This window comes from Pseudoalteromonas sp. SG41-2, from assembly GCF_014164535.1.
Lineage (GTDB): Bacteria > Pseudomonadota > Gammaproteobacteria > Enterobacterales > Alteromonadaceae > Pseudoalteromonas > Pseudoalteromonas rhizosphaerae.
Genome location: NZ_JACJFK010000001.1, coordinates 134,474 through 152,797, shown reverse-complemented (window position 1 = coordinate 152,797; position 18,324 = coordinate 134,474). Strand labels below are relative to the sequence as shown.

Genomic DNA, 18,324 nt, shown 5'->3' with positions numbered 1-18,324 from the left:
TATTATTTGCAATCAATGCCTTGCCTAAATCGCTTTTAATTCCAACTGAAACTCGCATCTTGAGATGGTTTGGGTATATATTTGTTATTAGCCCTTTGTTGCCAAGCTTGTTACACTCTTAGGTGCTTAAAAGCAGCCTCAAAAGGCCCTTTAAACACTAATAATTAGGCTAATGGCTAATTTACTTAGTTTATAAATAACATAAAATTAAATACAGTTCGTCAGGTGTGATTATTTAATCAACAGTATTAACACCTAACTGACTGATCATTGTCACGTCGTGCACGCATGATGGCGATGATATTTCTTTGCATTGTTGAATATGGCTCTTACGCCTACTATCTAGGAATGATGATGACATCAAAAATTATCTACACTAAAACAGACGAAGCTCCGGCACTAGCAACATACTCTTTGCTGCCGATCATCCAAGCATACACTAATGCCGCAGGCGTTGAAGTTGAAACACGTGACATCTCTTTAGCGGGTCGTGTTATTGCTAACTTTTCTGAGTATTTAACTGAAGAACAACGTATTGGTGATGCGCTTGCTGAATTAGGCGAGCTGGCTAAAAAACCTGAAGCAAACATCATTAAATTACCAAATATCAGTGCATCAGTTCCACAATTACGTGCTGTTATCAAAGAATTACAAGCAAAAGGTTACGCACTGCCAGACTACCCTGCTGAACCTAAAACAGATGAAGAAAAAGCAATTCAAGCAACGTACGACAAAATCAAAGGTAGTGCTGTAAACCCAGTATTACGTGAAGGTAACTCTGATCGTCGTGCTCCTGGCTCTGTAAAAGAATATGCACGTAATAACCCACATTCAATGGGTGCATGGAGCAAAGATTCTGCTTCAAATGTTGCGAGCATGAGCGAAGGCGATTTCTTTGGCTCTGAGCAATCAGTAACACTCGATACTGCTACTGATGTACGTATTGAGCACGTTGCTGAAAATGGCGACGTATCTGTTCTTAAAGCAAGCACGCCATTACTTGCTGGTGAAGTGATTGACGCATCTTCAATCAGTATTACGAAACTACAAGCTTTCTTAGCGGCTGAAATCGATGCTGCAAAAGAAAAAGGCATTCTGTTTTCATTACATATGAAAGCAACCATGATGAAAGTATCTGATCCAATCATCTTTGGTCATGCGGTAAAAGTATTCTATAAAGACGTTTTTGCTAAGCACGGCGCTTTATTTGCTGAGCTAGGTGTTGATGTTAATAATGGTCTTGGTGATGTTTACGCTAAAATCCAAACATTAGACGATGCTAAACGCGCTGAAATCGAAGCTGATATTGACGCTGTATACGCTACACGCCCTGCAATTGCGATGGTTGATTCTGATCGTGGTATCACTAACTTACACGTACCAAGTGATGTGATTATCGATGCGTCTATGCCTGCTGCAATTCGTTCAAGCGGTCAAATGTGGAACAGTGAAGGTAAATTACAAGATACTAGCTTTGTCATTCCTGATCGTTGTTACTCTGGTGTTTATCAAGCAACAATTGATTTCTGTAAAGAACACGGTGCATTTGATCCAACCACTATGGGTAGCGTTCCTAACGTTGGCCTAATGGCACAAAAAGCTGAAGAATATGGTTCACACGACAAAACATTTGAAGCACCAGCAAATGGTGTGATCCGTGTTGTTGATAGTGCTGACAACGTATTGCTACAACACACTGTTGAGCAAGGCGATGTATGGCGCATGTGCCAAGTTAAAGATGCACCAATTCAAGATTGGGTAAAATTAGCTGTAAACCGTGCACGCGCTACCGGTAACCCTGCTATTTTCTGGCTTGACGAAAACCGTGCACACGATGCACAGTTAATCAAAAAAGTTAACGCATACTTGCCAGACCACGATACATCTGGCCTTGATATTCAAATACTTGCACCACTTGAAGCAACCTTATTCTCTCTTGCACGCATTAAAGATGGCCTAGATACTATTTCAGTAACAGGTAACGTATTACGTGATTACCTAACTGATTTATTCCCAATTCTTGAGCTTGGTACGAGTGCAAAAATGCTTTCAATCGTACCACTTATGAATGGCGGCGGTTTATTTGAAACTGGCGCGGGTGGTTCAGCACCGAAGCACGTTCAACAATTCGAAAAAGAAAACCACTTACGTTGGGATTCGTTAGGTGAGTTTTTAGCACTTGCGGCATCACTTGAGCACCTAGCTGTAAATACTGGTAACAACAAAGCACAAGTGCTAGCTGATACCCTTGATAAAGCAACAGGTACTTTCCTTGCTGAAAACAAATCACCGTCTCGTAAAGTGAAAGAAATTGATAACCGTGGTTCTCACTTCTTCCTATCTTTATTCTGGGCGCAAGAGCTTGCCAAGCAAAACGATGACAGTGAACTTAAAGCACAGTTCACACAAATCGCCAGTGATTTAGAAACCAACAAAGAACAAATCGTTAACGAACTTAACGATGCACAAGGCCCAGCTGTAAACATCGGTGGTTATTTCCAACCAAATGATGATGCAGCATTTAAAGCAATGCGCCCTAGCACAACATTTAACGATATCTTAGCTAAACTAGTATAAGTATCGATTTAAATTTAAAAGGCGCTCACTGTTAAAGTGAGCGCCTTTTTTGTGGTTTTTAAATAATGTTTTATTTTTCACTGATACAAAAAGCAAAAAGGCCGCAAATGCAGCCTTTAAATTGTTCAAGTTACTAAGCTGAACGTAGTTACTTAGTATATGCGCGAGGCATATCTGAGTCAGTAGTATAACGCTTACGGAGTTTATCTTGGCGTGCTTCAGTTGAAACTTCTTCGCCGTTAATAAACATTTTAGTTACGTGACTAGTAAAATCAAATGGATCATCGTTCCACATCACTAAGTCAGCAGCTTTACCTACCGCCACACTACCGGCATTAATTCCAAATACATCAGCAACATTCGCTGTTATCGCTTTTAATGCACCCGCTTGTGTCATGCCATAAGAAACCGCATTACCCGCGTCAAAACGCAATTGATAAACATTGTGACTGGCATCGCCTGCGATCGACAACAACACCTTTACGCCTGCTTTTTCGAGTTTGCCTGCATTATCTAAACTCGCATGTAGCGAATCAAAACTGCCTGGCAAGCTCTCCATAGAACTTACAATGACTGGAACATTTGCTTGCGCTAATTGCTCTTTTACAACCACGGCATCTTGTGCGCCTGCAATCACTAAATTAAGTGAAAACTGTTGTTTTACTTTGATTAGCTCAATAATATCTGCGGCGCGAGAAGCCGTTACTAATAGTGGCATTTCACCCGCTAATACTTTATCGAGCACTTTATCTTCAGTGCTTGGTACAGCATCGTCTTTTTTATCTTTTTTGCTGGCTTTTTGTTGATGTGCTGCTAACTTATCAATCAAGTTTTTCAGCGACATTGCGCGCGAGCCTTTGCTTTTCTCACCTAAATTAACTACCAGCGCGACTTGCGTTTGCTTAACACTGTCAAACTCACCGCTTAAATCAACTACGCTGGCAAGGCCTGCAAAAATACTTTCTCCGCCATGAGGGGTGATCACATCACGGGTGATGCCACCTTTACGTGCATACGGGATCAAGCTTGAGTGAGCATTAAATGCTAGGCTTGGATCAAAATCGATCCCCGCTTTATCATCGCCAGCATCGCGAGAGCCAGCAACAGCGCCCACTTCAACTAGACCTAACTGATTCATGCTGCCAATAAAGCCAGCTGTAACAATTTGCCCTTTGGCATCAATAATCGTATCAGCTTCGACTGTTGCAGGATTAATAGCAATAATTTTGCCTTCATCCATGATGATGCTAGCGCCTTGTAAAATACCTTGCTCAGTTGAGGTATGAACAGTGGCGTTGATGATCGCGACTGATTGGGCGTTCACCGCAGTACTTGCTAACAAACCAGCAGCAACTAGCGAGAGTGAAAATGAATGTGTTAATTTTGTCATCCTAGTTACTCCTTATTTTTGACCTAACATAAAATCGCTTTGTGCTTGGAATGTATCATCGTAGCGATCATACACTTTCGCACCATCAACAAATACTTGCTCAGCTTTAGCATAAACACTAAACGGACTTTGATTCCAAATTACCACATCAGCCTGTTTGCCAGCTTCGAGTGAACCGGTTTTATCAGCTATACCTAGCGATTTTGCAGCATTCGAAGTGATCCATTTAATTGCGTGCTGTTCTGAAATATTAAACCCATTATCGTTAGCGCGGTACATTACTTTACCGGCTTCTTGATTCAAGCGCTGGATAGTGGTGTCAGAGTCTGAATGAACAACAGCACAAGAATTTTTAACCGCATCAACAATCGCTACGTTCTCTTGTACCATGTCGTAAGCTTCCATTTTAAAGCCCCACCAATCAGGCCAAAGCGCAGCACATGAGCCGTTATCTGCAAGTAAATCAGCAATTTTGTATGCTTCAATACCGTGATGGAAAGTACCCGCGTGATAACCAAACTCTTTTGAAAGGTCAATCATCATTGCCATTTCTTCTGCTTTGTAACAATGATTGTGGATCCTAACTTCGCCTTCTAATACACCACGCAATGTATCGTATTTAATATCACGATGCGGCACCTCTGGATTTTTACCTGCTGCATAATCAGCATCGTATTTATCCCACGCGCGTTTATATTCAGCGGCGCCTATCCAAGCCTCACGATAACCGGCCATATTGCCCATTCGTGTTGATGGTAATACCCCTTTACGCCCGTAAACACGCTTAGGGTTTTCACCACAGGCCATTTTTAAACCATACGGTGCGTCAGGGAACTTCATACCCTGCATCGTGTGCGATGGAACATTTTTTAAAGTAACCCCACGACCACCAAATAAATTAGCTGAGCCGGGTAAAATTTGTAATGCGGTAATACCGCCTTCACGCGCGCGGTTAAAGCCAGGGTCTTGCGGCCAAATTGAATGCTCAACCCACACTTCGGCAGTATTTGGGCTGGTCATTTCATTGCCGTCCTGATGAGATTCAACAGAAGGGCTTGGGTATGCTCCTAAATGTGAATGTACATCAATAAGCCCAGGTGTAACCCATTTACCTTGTGCATCAATAGTCAAATCAGCTTGTGCAGTTAGATCTTTACCGACTTGTTGCACTTTTCCGTCAACAAGTAATACATCGGCTTCTTCTAAACGCTCACCTGTACCTGTTAGTACTGTTGCATTGGTGATAAGCGTCGTGGTTGATTTAAGTACCTTATAGGTACTTGGATATGGATTTTTATTGATTGTTACTTTGTCGTCTTGTGGGCCGTTGTCTTGGCAGCCGGCAATCGCCACACCAAGTGCAACAACCAACAATGAAGGAGCAAATTTTTGCATCATATTAGTCTCTGTTGTTGTTTTTTTGTTACTTTATATAAACACACAACATAAAGCTAAAAAATCAGCTAGAGCTGCATTTATATAAGATGAATGTTATTTCTTAATATAATTGTTATACAGTTGCTCAAGTGCAGCTTCTGTTGTCAAACTTGGATCTTTACTAATAAAGTGCTTAACAGTTCGAGTTACGAAGTCTGAATTTTGTTTATGCAATTTTGAAAAATCCTTAATTAGGCAATCGCCATCTTTAGCGGCAGTCACTTTATCGTGACGATGACGATACTGACTCAAGGCTTTATTAAAATCACCTTGGTAGTCTTCTACTAAAATTTTATAAAAATCACTTTTTTGTACTTTTAATTCGCTAATACAATAATTTAAAGCTTCTTTAAAATCAGTAAAAATGGCGCCTTCGACATCAAACTCAGCCGTTTTTTCTCGCACTGTGACCTTGGCTTCTTCGGTTGCATAACTAAAACCACTAAACGCCAAGCGCTCTGCGGCTTCTTTTCCTAACGCCATACCCGCTTTAATGCTATGTGCAAACTCATCACTCATATCGCTAAGTTCATTCTCATGCCACATATTATAAACCCGCAGTGGTTTAGCATATTTGGCACCGAGTTTGTTTTTTAACTTAGTAAAGCGTTCATCAATCGTCATTAAGCGCTCGTTATGCAATATTGCATAGCATTCATAGCACGCTGGAATACTAATAAACTCAGCTTCTTCACCTAAATCAATAATGCTTTGTAGCATATGCAATGGCGGGCAATGATCGCGCTCAGTCGCTTCACAGCCACAATAAAAGCAACGGTTAAAATTATGCTGTTCACAGGCGTATGCTTGCTGATAATAACTCGCCAATGTTTTACTCACAGAGTCTCCTAATAGACAGGTATTTGATAATCAAGACGATCATAACAGGGTTGAAAAATATGTCAGTAATGCTGCACAACAAAGTGCAATGACTCTAAAGTAAATAGCATGTAAAACCTATGAAAGCAGATTGAAAAACAACCAAAAGCAATAAAAAAAGTGAAAAATAATTTGTTTGAAACATGTCAAAAAACACACATTAAATCATTTACTATCAGATAGTTAGTTATTATAAAACACATCCACACACGGTGTTACATCTTGTCGATTTTCATTTACAGCTTTATTTAAAAATAAAGCTAATATTTAACTCGTCAACAAGCAGACATACCAAACCACTGGAGAATGATGATGAATACTTTAACAACTACACTTTGTACAACGTTACTTTTAAGCTCAGCAGCACTTACTACAACCAATACTGAAGCAGCACAATTTGTTGCAGCTGATAATAGCCCTGGCACTCAAATTTGTATGGCTGTGAGCTCCAATAAACGTTTGCAACTTTATGCAACAATGAAAGACTTACGTATTAGCAAAACAACCGTAACCAATAAACTACGTTGTAACAACTTGAGTATCGCAAAATTTGCGGGAACTTACGGTTTTAATAAAACGGCAAAGTATCTAAACCTTGAAACGACAACGGGTACCTCAATTCAAGATTTAGCAAAACTAGACCAACAAACAATTATGGTTGTTGCCGGTTCTAAGTAGTATGGCTAAGCAATATCAAATTTAAGCAGGCGAGTCGTTGGCCTGCTTAAAATTAATTTATATAATTGCAGCAATCAGGCCAAACAAACCACCGAATACCCCGCCCCATACAACTAACCAGCCTAAATGCTCACGGATCATAGTTTGTATAATATCTTTGACCATTTTTGGTGTCAGCTCGTCTAAACGCTCATCAACTAAGCCAGAAACCGTGTTAAACAACGAATCACTTGCGAGTCCTGATTGCGTTAATTTTTCATTCACCAAGCTTTTAAACTCATCGGTTTCGCTCATATTAAGTAATGAACCACGCATTTTATCAATAAATGCTTCGCGCATCGGCTCAACCGCGGCACTACCACCAAACATAGCTAACATGCTACCAAATTGGGAGTGCTCAATAACGTCAAGTAAGCTATCAAAAGCAGGATTTAAATCGACTTCATTGATCACTGGCTGTAGATCAACATTGATATTTTTGTTGCTTAACAATTGAGATATTTTTTGCTCTGAAAAGAACTCGGTTAAAATAAGATTTTTAATCGCCACTTTAAACCCTGCAAACTTCAGCTGGATCACGCCCGACCCATATAACAAAGGTACTTTTTCAAATAACATATGCACTGCGAGTAAATTAGTCACTGCGCCTGAGAGTGCAAATAAGCCGATTGACAGTACAATTGCTTGGTCAAATAGAAAACCCGCCACCACTAAAATCCCGGCAATTACATTGGTAATAAGGCTTTTATTCATCATTCTCTCCACTTGGTTGTTGCATAAATCTAAGCGCGCGCTTACAAAATATTAATTTTACTCTCAAGAGTTTGTTTATTTAACTACTTTTTGCCATAGTTTAACTATCTGTATAAAAGGTGAACAATGCTATGTGGAATACGGTTAACGAACAGATCAGCCAAGCAATGCATTTTGACTTTAAACACACTATAAAACGCCAACTGCAAAGCCCTAATAGCGATAAATTATTTCAACTCAGTGATGGTATACACCAGTATTTTGTTAAAGTAGCTCATCGTAGTGACTTAGAGCGATTTGAAAACGAAGCCCACAATTTACAACTGCTCACTAAAGAGAGCTTATTTATGGTGCCAGATTGTATCACTACAGGTGCTAATATTGAGTTTTCATTTATCGTTTTAGAATGGCTTGAACTTGACCAACAACCTCATACCAACTGGCATATTATGGGTAGCCACCTTGCAAGCCTGCATCTGAAACATCGCCAAGCTATGTTTGGTTTTGATCAGGATAACTTTATTGGCCCAACAACTCAGCCCAATCGCTGGCATAAAAAATGGAATATATTTTTTGCCGAAGAGCGCATTGGCTGGCAGCTCCAATTACTACATGAAAAAGGCATTGATCTCGTCGACAAAGATTACTTTGTCGCCCTGATAAAAGACATGCTACATGGTCATACCGTAAAACCATCATTGTTGCATGGCGATTTTTGGCGTGGCAACATGGGATTTATTCAATCAGTACCGAGTGTATTTGATCCGAGCTGCTATTATGGTGATCGGGAAGTTGATATTGCCATGAGCGAGCTGTTTGCTCCTTTACCTGACGCTTTTTACATCGCCTATAACAAGCATTACCCACTAACACAGGGCTATGAGCAACGTAAGTTAATTTACCAGCTTTACCCTATTTTAAATCATGCAAATATCTTTGCCGGCCACTATCTTACTGAAGCTAAACAAAAAATAGAACTACTACTGAAATAAGGTCGTTTTTATTGTCAAATAGATGTCATAAATGAATAAAGCAGACTATATTTAGGTATCGCTTAATGTTGAACAACCCCAGCAATGACAGGCGCTAGCGTTCAATTGTGGGGGGCATAACCATTTATCAGCAGCGATAAATAATTACCTTTTATTGCTCTGCTTTGTAAGGTTGAATCATTTATGAAAAACCAACTCTCACAACGGATCTGCTGCCCACATTGTGGCCATCATATTCATATTACCCTTGATGCTAGTGATGGCGATCAAGATTACTTCGAAGATTGCGCAGCATGCTGTAACCCTATCCATTTTAATATGCATATTGACTATGCTAACAGCAAGGTAGAGTTACATATAGACAGCGATGACGAACAAATATTTTAGCCTAGCATTTATATTTGACTACGAAGCCTGCTGCCGTAAGTAGTTTTCGACCGTATTGATGATGGTATAAGTTTGTTGATCAACTTCGATATTTAGCGCATCACCAATTACAGCCTTACCAATATTGGTAATAGCTAATGTCTCTGGGATCAAATGCAGCCAAAAGCCCTGCTCATCGGTTTCACCGACCGTGAGACTAGCGCCATTGACTGATACAAAACCTTTATACATCACATACTTTTGCCATTTACTTGGTAAGCACAACTGTATTTTACAATTATCTTGTGTATGAATAATATTTTCAATCTGGGCGGTGCAGTGAATGTGACCAGATACAATATGCCCACCTAACTCAGTACCAAAAGTCATAGAGCGCTCATAGTTAACGGTACTGCCAGCAATAAGCTTTCCTAAGTTAGTTAACTGTAATGTTTCGTCAATTACATCATAGTGAACCTGAGCAAGCGGTTGATCAGAGATATTTTCTACTTTAACAACCGTTAAACAGCAACCATTAATGGCAACGCTGGCACCTAACTCAAGTTTTGTAACATATTGCTTTGCTACAGCGAGCACTAAACGCATCACACCTTGCTGCTGGTTAGTCGAAATCACCGTCGCTTGTGTTTGCACAATTCCTGTAAACATAAATCAATTCACCTTTTATTACCTAAAGTAGATACTATTCATATTATTTAACGCTTTAGTTTACCCGATCCACGTTATTATTACTGTAACCAATAACATTGACTCATCGCTATAATTTTTGATTCTGTGCTTTATCGATTACACTATCTGCCTCTTCAGTTTACGTAGTAAGTGATATGACTTTTTGTAGTTGGGAAGCCAAACGGTTAGTTTCTCTGGCAATCCCCGTTTTTTTAGCACAAGTAACCTTAGTTTTAATGTCAGTGGTCGACACCATCATGGCAGGACAAGTGAGTCCTACCGATTTAGCAGCATTGTCAATTGCAACCGGCGTATGGAACCCCGCCATGTTGGCTCTGCAAGGCATATTATTAGCCCTGACTGGCATAATTGCGCAATTTTCCGGCGCTAACGATAAAACCGGCATCAGCCATTACTTTCAACAAGGCTTGTACCTAGCTGGTGTATTGAGTGTTATCGGTTTATCTATTGCCTATTTTGCCGATATTATTATTCTCAAACTCGATACCAGCCCTGCTATTGCCAATATGGCCTATGACTATATTCATTTTGTAAAATGGGGCATTATTGGATTTTTAGTATTCAGTGTTTATCGTAATATTACCGAAGGCATGGGGATGACAAAGCCGGCTTTTTATATCAGCTTAATTGGTTTAGCCATCAATATCCCAGCCAACTATGTGTTTATTCACGGTATGTTTGGTATGCCAGCACTCGGTGGTGCAGGCTGTGGGATTGCCACCGCATTGGTATTTACTGCAATGGCCATCGCACAAGTTATTTATTGCCAGTTAAGTAAAAAAGTAGATGCCAAAACACTATTAGCAAACTTTCAAGCACCGCAATTACCAACCATGTGGGCAATTACTAAGGTGGGCATACCAATCTCACTTGCTACATTTTTTGAAGTCACTTTATTTGCCTGTATTCCGTTATTTATTGCGCACTTAGGTGCGGTTGCGGTAGCCGGCCATCAGATTGCTGCAAGTGTCACAACCTTGCTGTTTATGATGCCACTGAGTTTATCTATTGCGATCAGTATTAGGATTGGCAATTTATACGGCCAACATCATTTTCAGCAGCTTAAAAAAGCTATTTCAACAAGCTATATTCTAGCCATGATCATTGCCGTTATACTTGCTGCCATAACCTTCTTTGGCCGTGACGTGATCAGTCAACTTTATACAGATGATGCACGTGTTATTGCCTTAGCAACGTCAATCATGATTCTAGCGTGTATTTATCAACTACCTGATTCCTTACAAGTAGCTGCCAACGGTATATTAAGGGGTTTAAAACACACAGCACCGATTTCGTATATAACCTTTATATCTTACTGGTTGATTGGTTTTTCACTGGGTTTTGTTTTAGCACGCACCGATTTAATAGTGCCAGCAATGGGCCCGCATGGTTTTTGGGTAGGTATCATCGTCGGCTTAAGTGTAGCCGCAGTGTTATTAATGCTCACTGTCGCGAATAGATTCAAACATGAACCACTTAAAAGCGCTTAAAAAATCGCACCAACAAGGTAACCAAACGTCACGGTTTGGTTACCTTTGTAGTTTACTTTGCTGTTTACTGCTACTTTGTGCATGCACAGATAAACCCGCTGATGTGTATTTAGAATATCAGCAGCGGCTCGCGAATGCGTTAGACAAGCCAACTCCTGATACAGCAAAACTTACCAATGTTGCGCTATCAGCTGTTAGCAACAATAAACCAACAAATGCACAACAGTTGAGCATATTGCAACTGGCACAACTTTCACACTGTAAACTCAATACCCTTATTGCTGAACATAATAGTCAACTAGGAAAACTCGCCTCTCCTGCTAGCCAGTTAATATACCAGATTCAATTTATTCAATTTGCACCACAGTGCTTAGATAGTCTAGAACCTGATTCAAAAAGTTATCAAGCCATAAGTAACGAATTACATAATAAAAAACAACAGTTATTAGATCAGTTCAAGCAGCTACTTTATAAAGACCCAGAACTAAAACGCACATGGCAGCTAACCGGCTATACACTTGATACAAACTTAGCCGGCCTTGTAGAAACCGAACTTGCGCTGCAAAGCCTAGTGAATTTAAAACAGCAAATAATACAGCAGCAATATGCACAAATAGACTCTAAAGCGCTCTATCCGCTACTGGCGCAATTGCGCCAGTTTAACTTCAATCAAGCTTTAATAAGCGCAGTACGCCAACAAACACAGCTAAATAATAGTACTAGTAACTTTTTAGCGAATATTGAGCTAAGCACACTATGCAACCCGCTAAAAAATAAACGCCAAGCACAGATCCTCAGCAACGTATTCAAGAAGTATTACTTGCAGCAGTTACAACCCTATCAGGCTCAACTATCAGGTGCTTTAGAGCGCCTAATGCCGTTGTATCAAGCATTATGGCAAGACTCCAGCCCAATACAACCGCAACTAACGGCATTACTAAGCCCAGCACAGCCAAATAATATACTCACAGCATTTAAAGACTCCACCAAAACACACGTTATTTGGTGGCAAAAATTTTATAAAACGTGTGAAATCAGCCCAATATGAATAAAAAAACGGCAAACGAACTAAAAAAAGCGTTTCTCGCTTGATTCACTTCAGCGCACGCTATATATTAGCGACCGTTGTTAAGCAATTAGCAAAACTTAAATTTATGATACGACCGTAGCTCAGTTGGTTAGAGCACTACCTTGACATGGTAGGGGTCGGTGGTTCGAATCCACTCGGTCGTACCAAATTTAAGGAAATTTTAAATAAAAGTACTATCGTAAGAAAAAGCACTACCCACTCTTGATCACCCGGTCCGGAGGCCAGTAGTTCGAATCCACTCGGTCGTACCAAATTTAAGTAAAAGTCCCATTCAAATATATTGTACGACTGTAGCTCAGTTGGTTAGAGCACTACCTTGACATGGTAGGGGTCGGTGGTTCGAATCCACTCAGTCGTACCAATTCAAGTAAAAACAAAAATCAGCCTAACCTACTTTATAAATCTTAAGTAAACTACAACTCAGCTGATTAGAGCACTACCCACTCTTGATCACCCGGTCCACAGGTCTGTGGTTCGAATCCACTCAGTCGTATCAATTCTGAATAAATAAATTAAAAAATGCCCGCCACGATTTGACTCTACACAGAAGATCAATGATTCAAATATTAAATACCCTGCTCTTTCCTTCGCCATACAAATGCGCTTGATTGCTTATTGAAAATAGTAACATTTTCATATTCATCACTTGCTCTGCCAGCTAAGCCATAGCATACATGCAGTGGTAATAGATGCTCTTCTCGCGGATGACAATAACGTGCATGAGGCGCTTTATGCCAGTTTTGCATCATTAAATTACGCTTTGGTTCAGGCAAGGTGTTATCACTTAAGGTCGATCGTAGCCACTGTTCAAATTCGTGGTTATTGATTTGGCTCTGCTGATTATCCTGCGCGAAAAATGCCTGCATGTTATGAAACGAAAAACCAGAGCCAATAACTAATAAGTTTTCATAATCCAAAGATTGCAACGCTTTACCGATTGCTAAGTGCTGTACAGCATCTAAGTTATTCACTAGTGATAGTTGAATCGCGGGTATATCGGCTGCTGGGTACATTAATGTTAAAGGCACATACAAACCATGATCGTAACCGCGATGATGATCTAACTTCGCTTCAATACCAGCATGTTGTAACACTTGTTGTACTTTTTCAGCTAACTTGGGCTCTCCCTGACTTGGATATTGCACTTGATAGGCAGCTGGCGGAAAACCATAATAATCGTAAATCATCCCCGGTGCTGCATTGGCAGTAATAGTCGCTACTGACTCTTCCCAATGAGCGCTAATTAATAAAATGGCACTTGGTTTTTTTAGCGTGCTTGCAAGTGATTTTAAATAAGCAACCAATTGTGTATGGTTTGGTTCATTTAACAGTGGCATTGGGCCGCCACCATGAGAGATAAATGCAATGTCTACATTATTCATAGTTACTCCAAACAAGCTCACTTAACATGAGCAAGTAAACCTTGATAGTTAAACTAACGCAAAGCTAAGACGCGGATTTATCCGTAATCCACGTCATTTCATAATAGTGATTAAACATGCTTGGACTGTAACTGCCTAGACGTTAATTTATTCGCTATAAAGTTATCAATACTAAAACGACCACCACCTTTTAATGTTAGCGCAATCAGTACTACAAACAGTGTCAGTGCATATTCGTAGCCGTTATTTGCCATAAACAAGCCATTGTCTATATGTACTGAAAAAATAGCCACTAGCATGATAAATGCTGAAATAAGTGCAGCAGGACGCGTCAATAACCCAAGTAATAATGCTAACCCGCCAAAAAATTCAGCACTGCCTGCGAGTAATGCCATTAAATAACCTGGAGTAATACCGATACTCGCCATCCATTGACCTGTTCCTTCCAGACCATAACCACCAAACCAAGCAAACAATTTTTGTGATCCATGTGCAGCTAAAATCAAACCAATTGGCGCGCGAAGTAGTAAAGCGGCAAGTCCTGCATCTGATTTTAGTATCGTGTTTATTAGTTTCATTATTTGTTCCTCTTTAGCAAAGTATTTATTTACGTTTTAATTAGACCCTGTTGGGATAAGTACACTTTACTATCAATGTCATGGCGGAGTAAGATGACAAATAAAGAATGATTAACAACAAAATGTTGTTAATCAATTTAAATATGAGAAAAATTATGGATAGAATTGATGCAATGCGGGCCTTTGTATCTGTGGTGATCGAAGGTAGTTTTAGCAATGCAGCAACAACCTTACAACTTTCACCACAATTGGTTAGTAAGTACGTTTCTAAACTAGAAGAACGCCTTGCTGTACGGTTACTTAATCGCACTACCCGTAAAGTGAGCCTCACTGAAGCTGGCACTCATTATTTTCAGCATGCGCAACAGATATTGTTAAGCATTGATGAAATGGATTCACAATTAGGGGGCTTACAGCAGCACCCAACCGGAACTCTGAGAATAAGTGCTCCGGTGTCGTTCGCGTTAAAACACATGGGTAAATTAGTGACTGAGTTCCAATCACATTACCCTTTTGTTAATGTTGATTTGCAACTGAACGACCGCAAAGTTGACATTGTTGATGAAGGTTATGATGTAGCACTGCGTATTGGTCGACTCAAAAGTTCGTCTTTGATTGCCAAGCAGGTCGCGCCCATTAGATTAATTTTATGTGCCTCACCTGACTACCTTGAAAAACATGGTACTCCTGAAAAACCTGAAGATCTAAAAAACCACCGATACTTGCATTATAGCTATACAGAAATGGATACTAAAGACGAAATATATCAGTGGTTACGGGTAAAAAACACGCAACGTAGTAGCGAGTTTCAAAGTAATAATGGGGATGTATTAGTTGATTGTGCTATCGCCGGTGCAGGGATAGCATTACAGCCTACATTTATCGCCAGTGAAGCCATTAATAGTGGCAAGTTGATCGAAGTTTTACCTCAATTTGCAACGGGAACTGTTGGTTTATATGTTGTTTATGCCCACCGAAAATTACTACCACATAAAATCAGGTGTTTTATTGATTTTATTAACGGATACTATGGTACGCCGCCATATTGGGACAAAGCAATCGTTTAATCAGTAAAGCCAAACCGCAGTGTAAGCATAATTAAACTGCGTTTTGACTCACCTAAAATTAACGCAAAATCACCAGCGGCAGTTGGGTGTTTTCTATCATTTTTAGGGTATTACTGCCCAAAAAAGCATGTGCTATTTTTGAATGCGAAAAGGCCCCCATCACCAGCATTTCTATTTCATTTTTAGCTTTATATGCCATTAAAGAACTAAAAATATTACCTTCTAAAATGCTTGATTTGACTTCAAAACCACTTTCAACAAGCAGCGCTTCGGTGCGTTTAAATTTTTCCAACAAATCATGTTTGCCATTTTCTACAGTCACTAAATGACACGTTAAATGATGCAACAAGCCACCAGCAATAATCTGTTTAACCATTTTATCTGCTGTTTCTCGTCCATCATAAGCAAGCATAAAGTTGTTCGGCTCACTAAAGTGACGATTGGCAATTAAAATAGGTGTATGAACATGGCGAATAACCTGCTCAATATGCGACCCAATAGCTTTAAAATTCTGTTCGTGAGTTTTACCGCTTCGGCCAATAACAATCAGTCGCGCTGCATCTTCAAGGTCGCAAATTGCCTCAACAATACCGCTATGGCGCTGCTTACTTTCAATTGACTTACACCCTTGTTGGCTAGCAAATACACTCGCGTGCTCTAACATTTCTTTGCCTATTTGCAATGCTAATTTACTGCGTTGCTCATCCAGTGTCGCCATCTCTGATAATAATGATGTAGTTGCACCAAAACCAATTATGCCACTTAAGTCGTCAATCATCGCAGCGTTTTGTTTTTCTATGGCATGCAAAAATAGCATCGATTTATTAAGTTTCTTGGCCGCCCAAATCCCCGCCTTACACACATCATCTGTGTAAATTGAGCCATCTATACAAGTAATAATTTTATTCATTGTGCTCTCCTTAATGGCCTGCCATGAGTTTTTCAACTTCTTCAGGGTCATTGTGAACGCCAAATTTGTCAACAATCGTTGCTGTCGCGTCGCTCATACCAATAATCTCGACCTCTGCACCTTCGCGTCTAAATTTAATCACAACTTTATCAAGCGACGACACTGCCGTAATATCCCAAAAATGCGAATGGGTTAAGTCAATCACTACTTTAGCAACGACCTCTTTAAAGTCAAACGACTCAATAAACTGCTCTGAGGATGCAAAAAACACCTGTCCAACAACCTGATATACTCGTTCATTAGCCGATGATTGCGCTGGCTTTACAACCATAAAACGACCAATTTTATTGGCGAAGAATAGTGTCGCCAATAGCACACCGACCAATACTCCCATGGCCAAGTTATGCGTTGCGACAACAACAACGACCGTGGCAACCATTACGATGTTACTTGATAATGAGTTTTTCTTTAAATCTCGCAGTGAACTCCAAGAAAAGGTGCCTATCGACACCATTATCATCACGGCAACCAATGCCGCCATTGGGATTTGCTTTAGCCATTCATCTAAAAACACCACCATAAGTAGCAGAAAAGTACCCGCGGTAAAACTTGATAAGCGGCCACGGCCCCCTGATTTTACATTAATGATCGACTGGCCAATCATCGCACAGCCGGCCATTCCTCCCATTAAACCTGAACCTATGTTCGCGATCCCTTGACCTTTACATTCACGATTTTTATCACTAGCGGTATCGGTTAAGTCGTCAACAATTGTCGCTGTCATCATCGACTCCAATAAACCAACGACAGCAAGGCCAAATGAATAAGGAAGAATTATTAGCAGTGTGTCGAGGTTAAAAGGCACATCAGGCCATAAAAATATTGGTAAGGTATCTGGTAACTGGCCCATATCGCCAACAGTTCGAATCTCAAGTCCTACCAACATTGCAACCAAAGTTAAAACCACGATACACACTAGTGGTGATGGAATTGTTCTGCCTATCACCGGTAAGTAAGGGAATAAATAAATGATCCCAAGACCCGCAGCCGTCATCGCATAGACATGCCATGTTACATTCGTCAGCTCCGGCAGCTGTGCCATAAAGATAAGAATTGCCAACGCATTTACAAAGCCTGTAACCACGGAGCGAGACACAAAGCGCATTAAACTCCCCAGTTTTAAATAGCCTGCAATAATTTGTATCACACCGGTGAGTAATGTCGCCGCCAAAAGGTATTCTAAACCATGCTCTTTAACTAAGGTAACCATCAGTAAAGCCATAGCGCCAGTAGCAGCAGAAATCATCCCTGGTCGTCCACCCACTATCGAAATAACCACGGCAATACAAAATGAAGCATACAAACCGACTTTAGGATCCACGCCCGCTATAATAGAAAAAGCAATCGCTTCTGGTATTAGCGCAAGCGCCACCACAGTACCTGCTAATAAGTCCCCTCGGATGTTAAAAAGCCAATCTCGTTTTATTTTTTCTAACATAAAAAACCTTGTCATGTAGTTAACATTAACGCGCATACAGCAGTCAATAAAACACCGACAATGCTTTACTAAACGATGACAAACGCATTTTCATTAATGTTTTTTTATTTATTAAAACGGCACATAAATGCCTACCAATGTTTGGTATATAGGTATCACGCAGCGGTGATTTAGGGGAGGAATAACTTAGGGCGGCGTTAAACGCAAAACATTGTTCCTTATGTAGAATGAATAAATTATCGTCTTTATTCTTGCATCTAACGTATTTTTAAGCAAGCCAAGTAACTTTTGTGTAGGCGCTGATAGCTGCTGTTACTCCTTACCTTGCCAATAAAAACACATAAAAAACATGCCATCATTTACCCGTTCCTTTTCAAACGGCTGCAACGATAAACATTGCCAATGCATTTTAGTTATCGTCTTTTTAAGTTGTTAAATGCATATATGCGACTAAGCTTTAGTAATAATTACGAAAACTTATCAAATAAATGAAAAAGTACTTAGTCTTTTTATTGTTATTTTGCGG

The 18,324-nt window shown here is 40.1% G+C and carries 16 protein-coding genes and 2 tRNA genes; 9 read left to right on the top strand and 9 right to left on the bottom strand.

All coding sequences use genetic code 11. From position 1 onward, the window contains the following. Positions 1 to 354: 354 nt before the first annotated feature. On the top strand, positions 355 to 2,577 hold the full coding sequence (locus tag H5186_RS00655) for an NADP-dependent isocitrate dehydrogenase (RefSeq protein ID WP_145233392.1): 2,223 nt from the start codon (positions 355 to 357) through the stop codon (positions 2,575 to 2,577). Between the two features lie 148 nt (positions 2,578 to 2,725). On the opposite strand, the gene H5186_RS00650 is transcribed toward H5186_RS00655, so the two are convergent. From H5186_RS00650 to H5186_RS00640, 3 genes are all read right to left on the bottom strand, one after another. Next, on the bottom strand, positions 2,726 to 3,967 hold the full coding sequence (locus tag H5186_RS00650) for an amidohydrolase family protein (RefSeq protein WP_145233072.1): 1,242 nt from the start codon (positions 3,965 to 3,967) through the stop codon (positions 2,726 to 2,728). Between the two features lie 12 nt (positions 3,968 to 3,979). Next, positions 3,980 to 5,362, bottom strand: coding sequence for an amidohydrolase (locus H5186_RS00645; RefSeq protein WP_182739777.1), 1,383 nt, complete (start codon positions 5,360 to 5,362; stop codon positions 3,980 to 3,982). A 96-nt stretch (positions 5,363 to 5,458) separates the two neighbouring features. After that, positions 5,459 to 6,244, bottom strand: coding sequence for a hypothetical protein (locus H5186_RS00640; protein ID WP_145233071.1), 786 nt, complete (start codon positions 6,242 to 6,244; stop codon positions 5,459 to 5,461). A 351-nt stretch (positions 6,245 to 6,595) separates the two neighbouring features. Here H5186_RS00640 and H5186_RS00635 point away from each other — a divergent pair, with 351 nt between their 5' ends. After that, positions 6,596 to 6,961: a DUF3718 domain-containing protein gene (locus tag H5186_RS00635; RefSeq protein ID WP_149982345.1), complete on the top strand. Its 366-nt coding sequence runs from the start codon at positions 6,596 to 6,598 to the stop codon at positions 6,959 to 6,961. A 57-nt stretch (positions 6,962 to 7,018) separates the two neighbouring features. Here the strand turns inward: H5186_RS00635 and H5186_RS00630 are convergent, their stop codons facing one another. Further along, positions 7,019 to 7,714, bottom strand: coding sequence for a DUF445 domain-containing protein (locus H5186_RS00630; protein ID WP_182794043.1), 696 nt, complete (start codon positions 7,712 to 7,714; stop codon positions 7,019 to 7,021). A 131-nt stretch (positions 7,715 to 7,845) separates the two neighbouring features. On the opposite strand from H5186_RS00630, the gene H5186_RS00625 reads away from it, so the two are divergent. Continuing rightward, positions 7,846 to 8,706, top strand: a complete 861-nt coding sequence (locus H5186_RS00625; protein WP_182767555.1) for a fructosamine kinase family protein — start codon at positions 7,846 to 7,848, stop codon at positions 8,704 to 8,706. Positions 8,707 to 8,889: 183 nt separating this feature from the next. Continuing rightward, positions 8,890 to 9,093 (top strand): CPXCG motif-containing cysteine-rich protein, encoded by a 204-nt coding sequence (locus H5186_RS00620; protein ID WP_145233067.1) that lies wholly within the window; start codon positions 8,890 to 8,892, stop codon positions 9,091 to 9,093. A gap of 18 nt (positions 9,094 to 9,111) precedes the next feature. Here H5186_RS00620 and H5186_RS00615 read toward each other — a convergent pair whose 3' ends face one another. Then, positions 9,112 to 9,741, bottom strand: a complete 630-nt coding sequence (locus H5186_RS00615) for a riboflavin synthase subunit alpha (protein WP_182739764.1) — start codon at positions 9,739 to 9,741, stop codon at positions 9,112 to 9,114. Positions 9,742 to 9,917: 176 nt separating this feature from the next. On the opposite strand from H5186_RS00615, the gene H5186_RS00610 reads away from it, so the two are divergent. The 4 genes from H5186_RS00610 (at position 9,918) to H5186_RS00595 (ending at position 12,724) form a co-directional block, all read left to right on the top strand. Continuing rightward, positions 9,918 to 11,273 carry an MATE family efflux transporter gene (locus H5186_RS00610; protein ID WP_182793942.1) on the top strand — a complete coding sequence of 452 codons (1,356 nt, stop codon included), beginning with the start codon at positions 9,918 to 9,920 and terminating at the stop codon, positions 11,271 to 11,273. Continuing rightward, complete coding sequence (locus H5186_RS00605) at positions 11,251 to 12,321, top strand: DUF3080 family protein (RefSeq protein ID WP_182793940.1); 1,071 nt, start codon at positions 11,251 to 11,253, stop codon at positions 12,319 to 12,321. Before H5186_RS00610 ends, H5186_RS00605 begins: the two co-directional genes overlap by 23 nt. A 111-nt stretch (positions 12,322 to 12,432) precedes the next feature. After that, positions 12,433 to 12,509, top strand: a tRNA-Val gene (locus tag H5186_RS00600). A 138-nt stretch (positions 12,510 to 12,647) separates the two neighbouring features. Beyond that, a tRNA-Val gene (locus H5186_RS00595) sits at positions 12,648 to 12,724 on the top strand. 205 nt (positions 12,725 to 12,929) lie between these two features. Here the strand turns inward: H5186_RS00595 and H5186_RS00590 are convergent. Further along, positions 12,930 to 13,745 carry a class III extradiol ring-cleavage dioxygenase gene (locus H5186_RS00590; protein ID WP_259400262.1) on the bottom strand — a complete coding sequence of 272 codons (816 nt, stop codon included), beginning with the start codon at positions 13,743 to 13,745 and terminating at the stop codon, positions 12,930 to 12,932. 110 nt (positions 13,746 to 13,855) lie between these two features. After that, positions 13,856 to 14,323, bottom strand: coding sequence for a DoxX family protein (locus H5186_RS00585; protein WP_182784963.1), 468 nt, complete (start codon positions 14,321 to 14,323; stop codon positions 13,856 to 13,858). Between the two features lie 155 nt (positions 14,324 to 14,478). On the opposite strand from H5186_RS00585, the gene H5186_RS00580 reads away from it, so the two are divergent. Beyond that, positions 14,479 to 15,390 carry a LysR family transcriptional regulator gene (locus H5186_RS00580; protein WP_182784965.1) on the top strand — a complete coding sequence of 304 codons (912 nt, stop codon included), beginning with the start codon at positions 14,479 to 14,481 and terminating at the stop codon, positions 15,388 to 15,390. A gap of 58 nt (positions 15,391 to 15,448) precedes the next feature. Here the strand turns inward: H5186_RS00580 and H5186_RS00575 are convergent, their stop codons facing one another. After that, a complete protein-coding gene (locus H5186_RS00575; RefSeq protein WP_182784967.1) occupies positions 15,449 to 16,300 on the bottom strand; it encodes a universal stress protein in 852 nt (283 codons plus the stop codon). Positions 16,301 to 16,310: 10 nt separating this feature from the next. Further along, positions 16,311 to 17,798 carry a SulP family inorganic anion transporter gene (locus tag H5186_RS00570; protein WP_182793938.1) on the bottom strand — a complete coding sequence of 496 codons (1,488 nt, stop codon included), beginning with the start codon at positions 17,796 to 17,798 and terminating at the stop codon, positions 16,311 to 16,313. Positions 17,799 to 18,324: the final 526 nt, after the last annotated feature.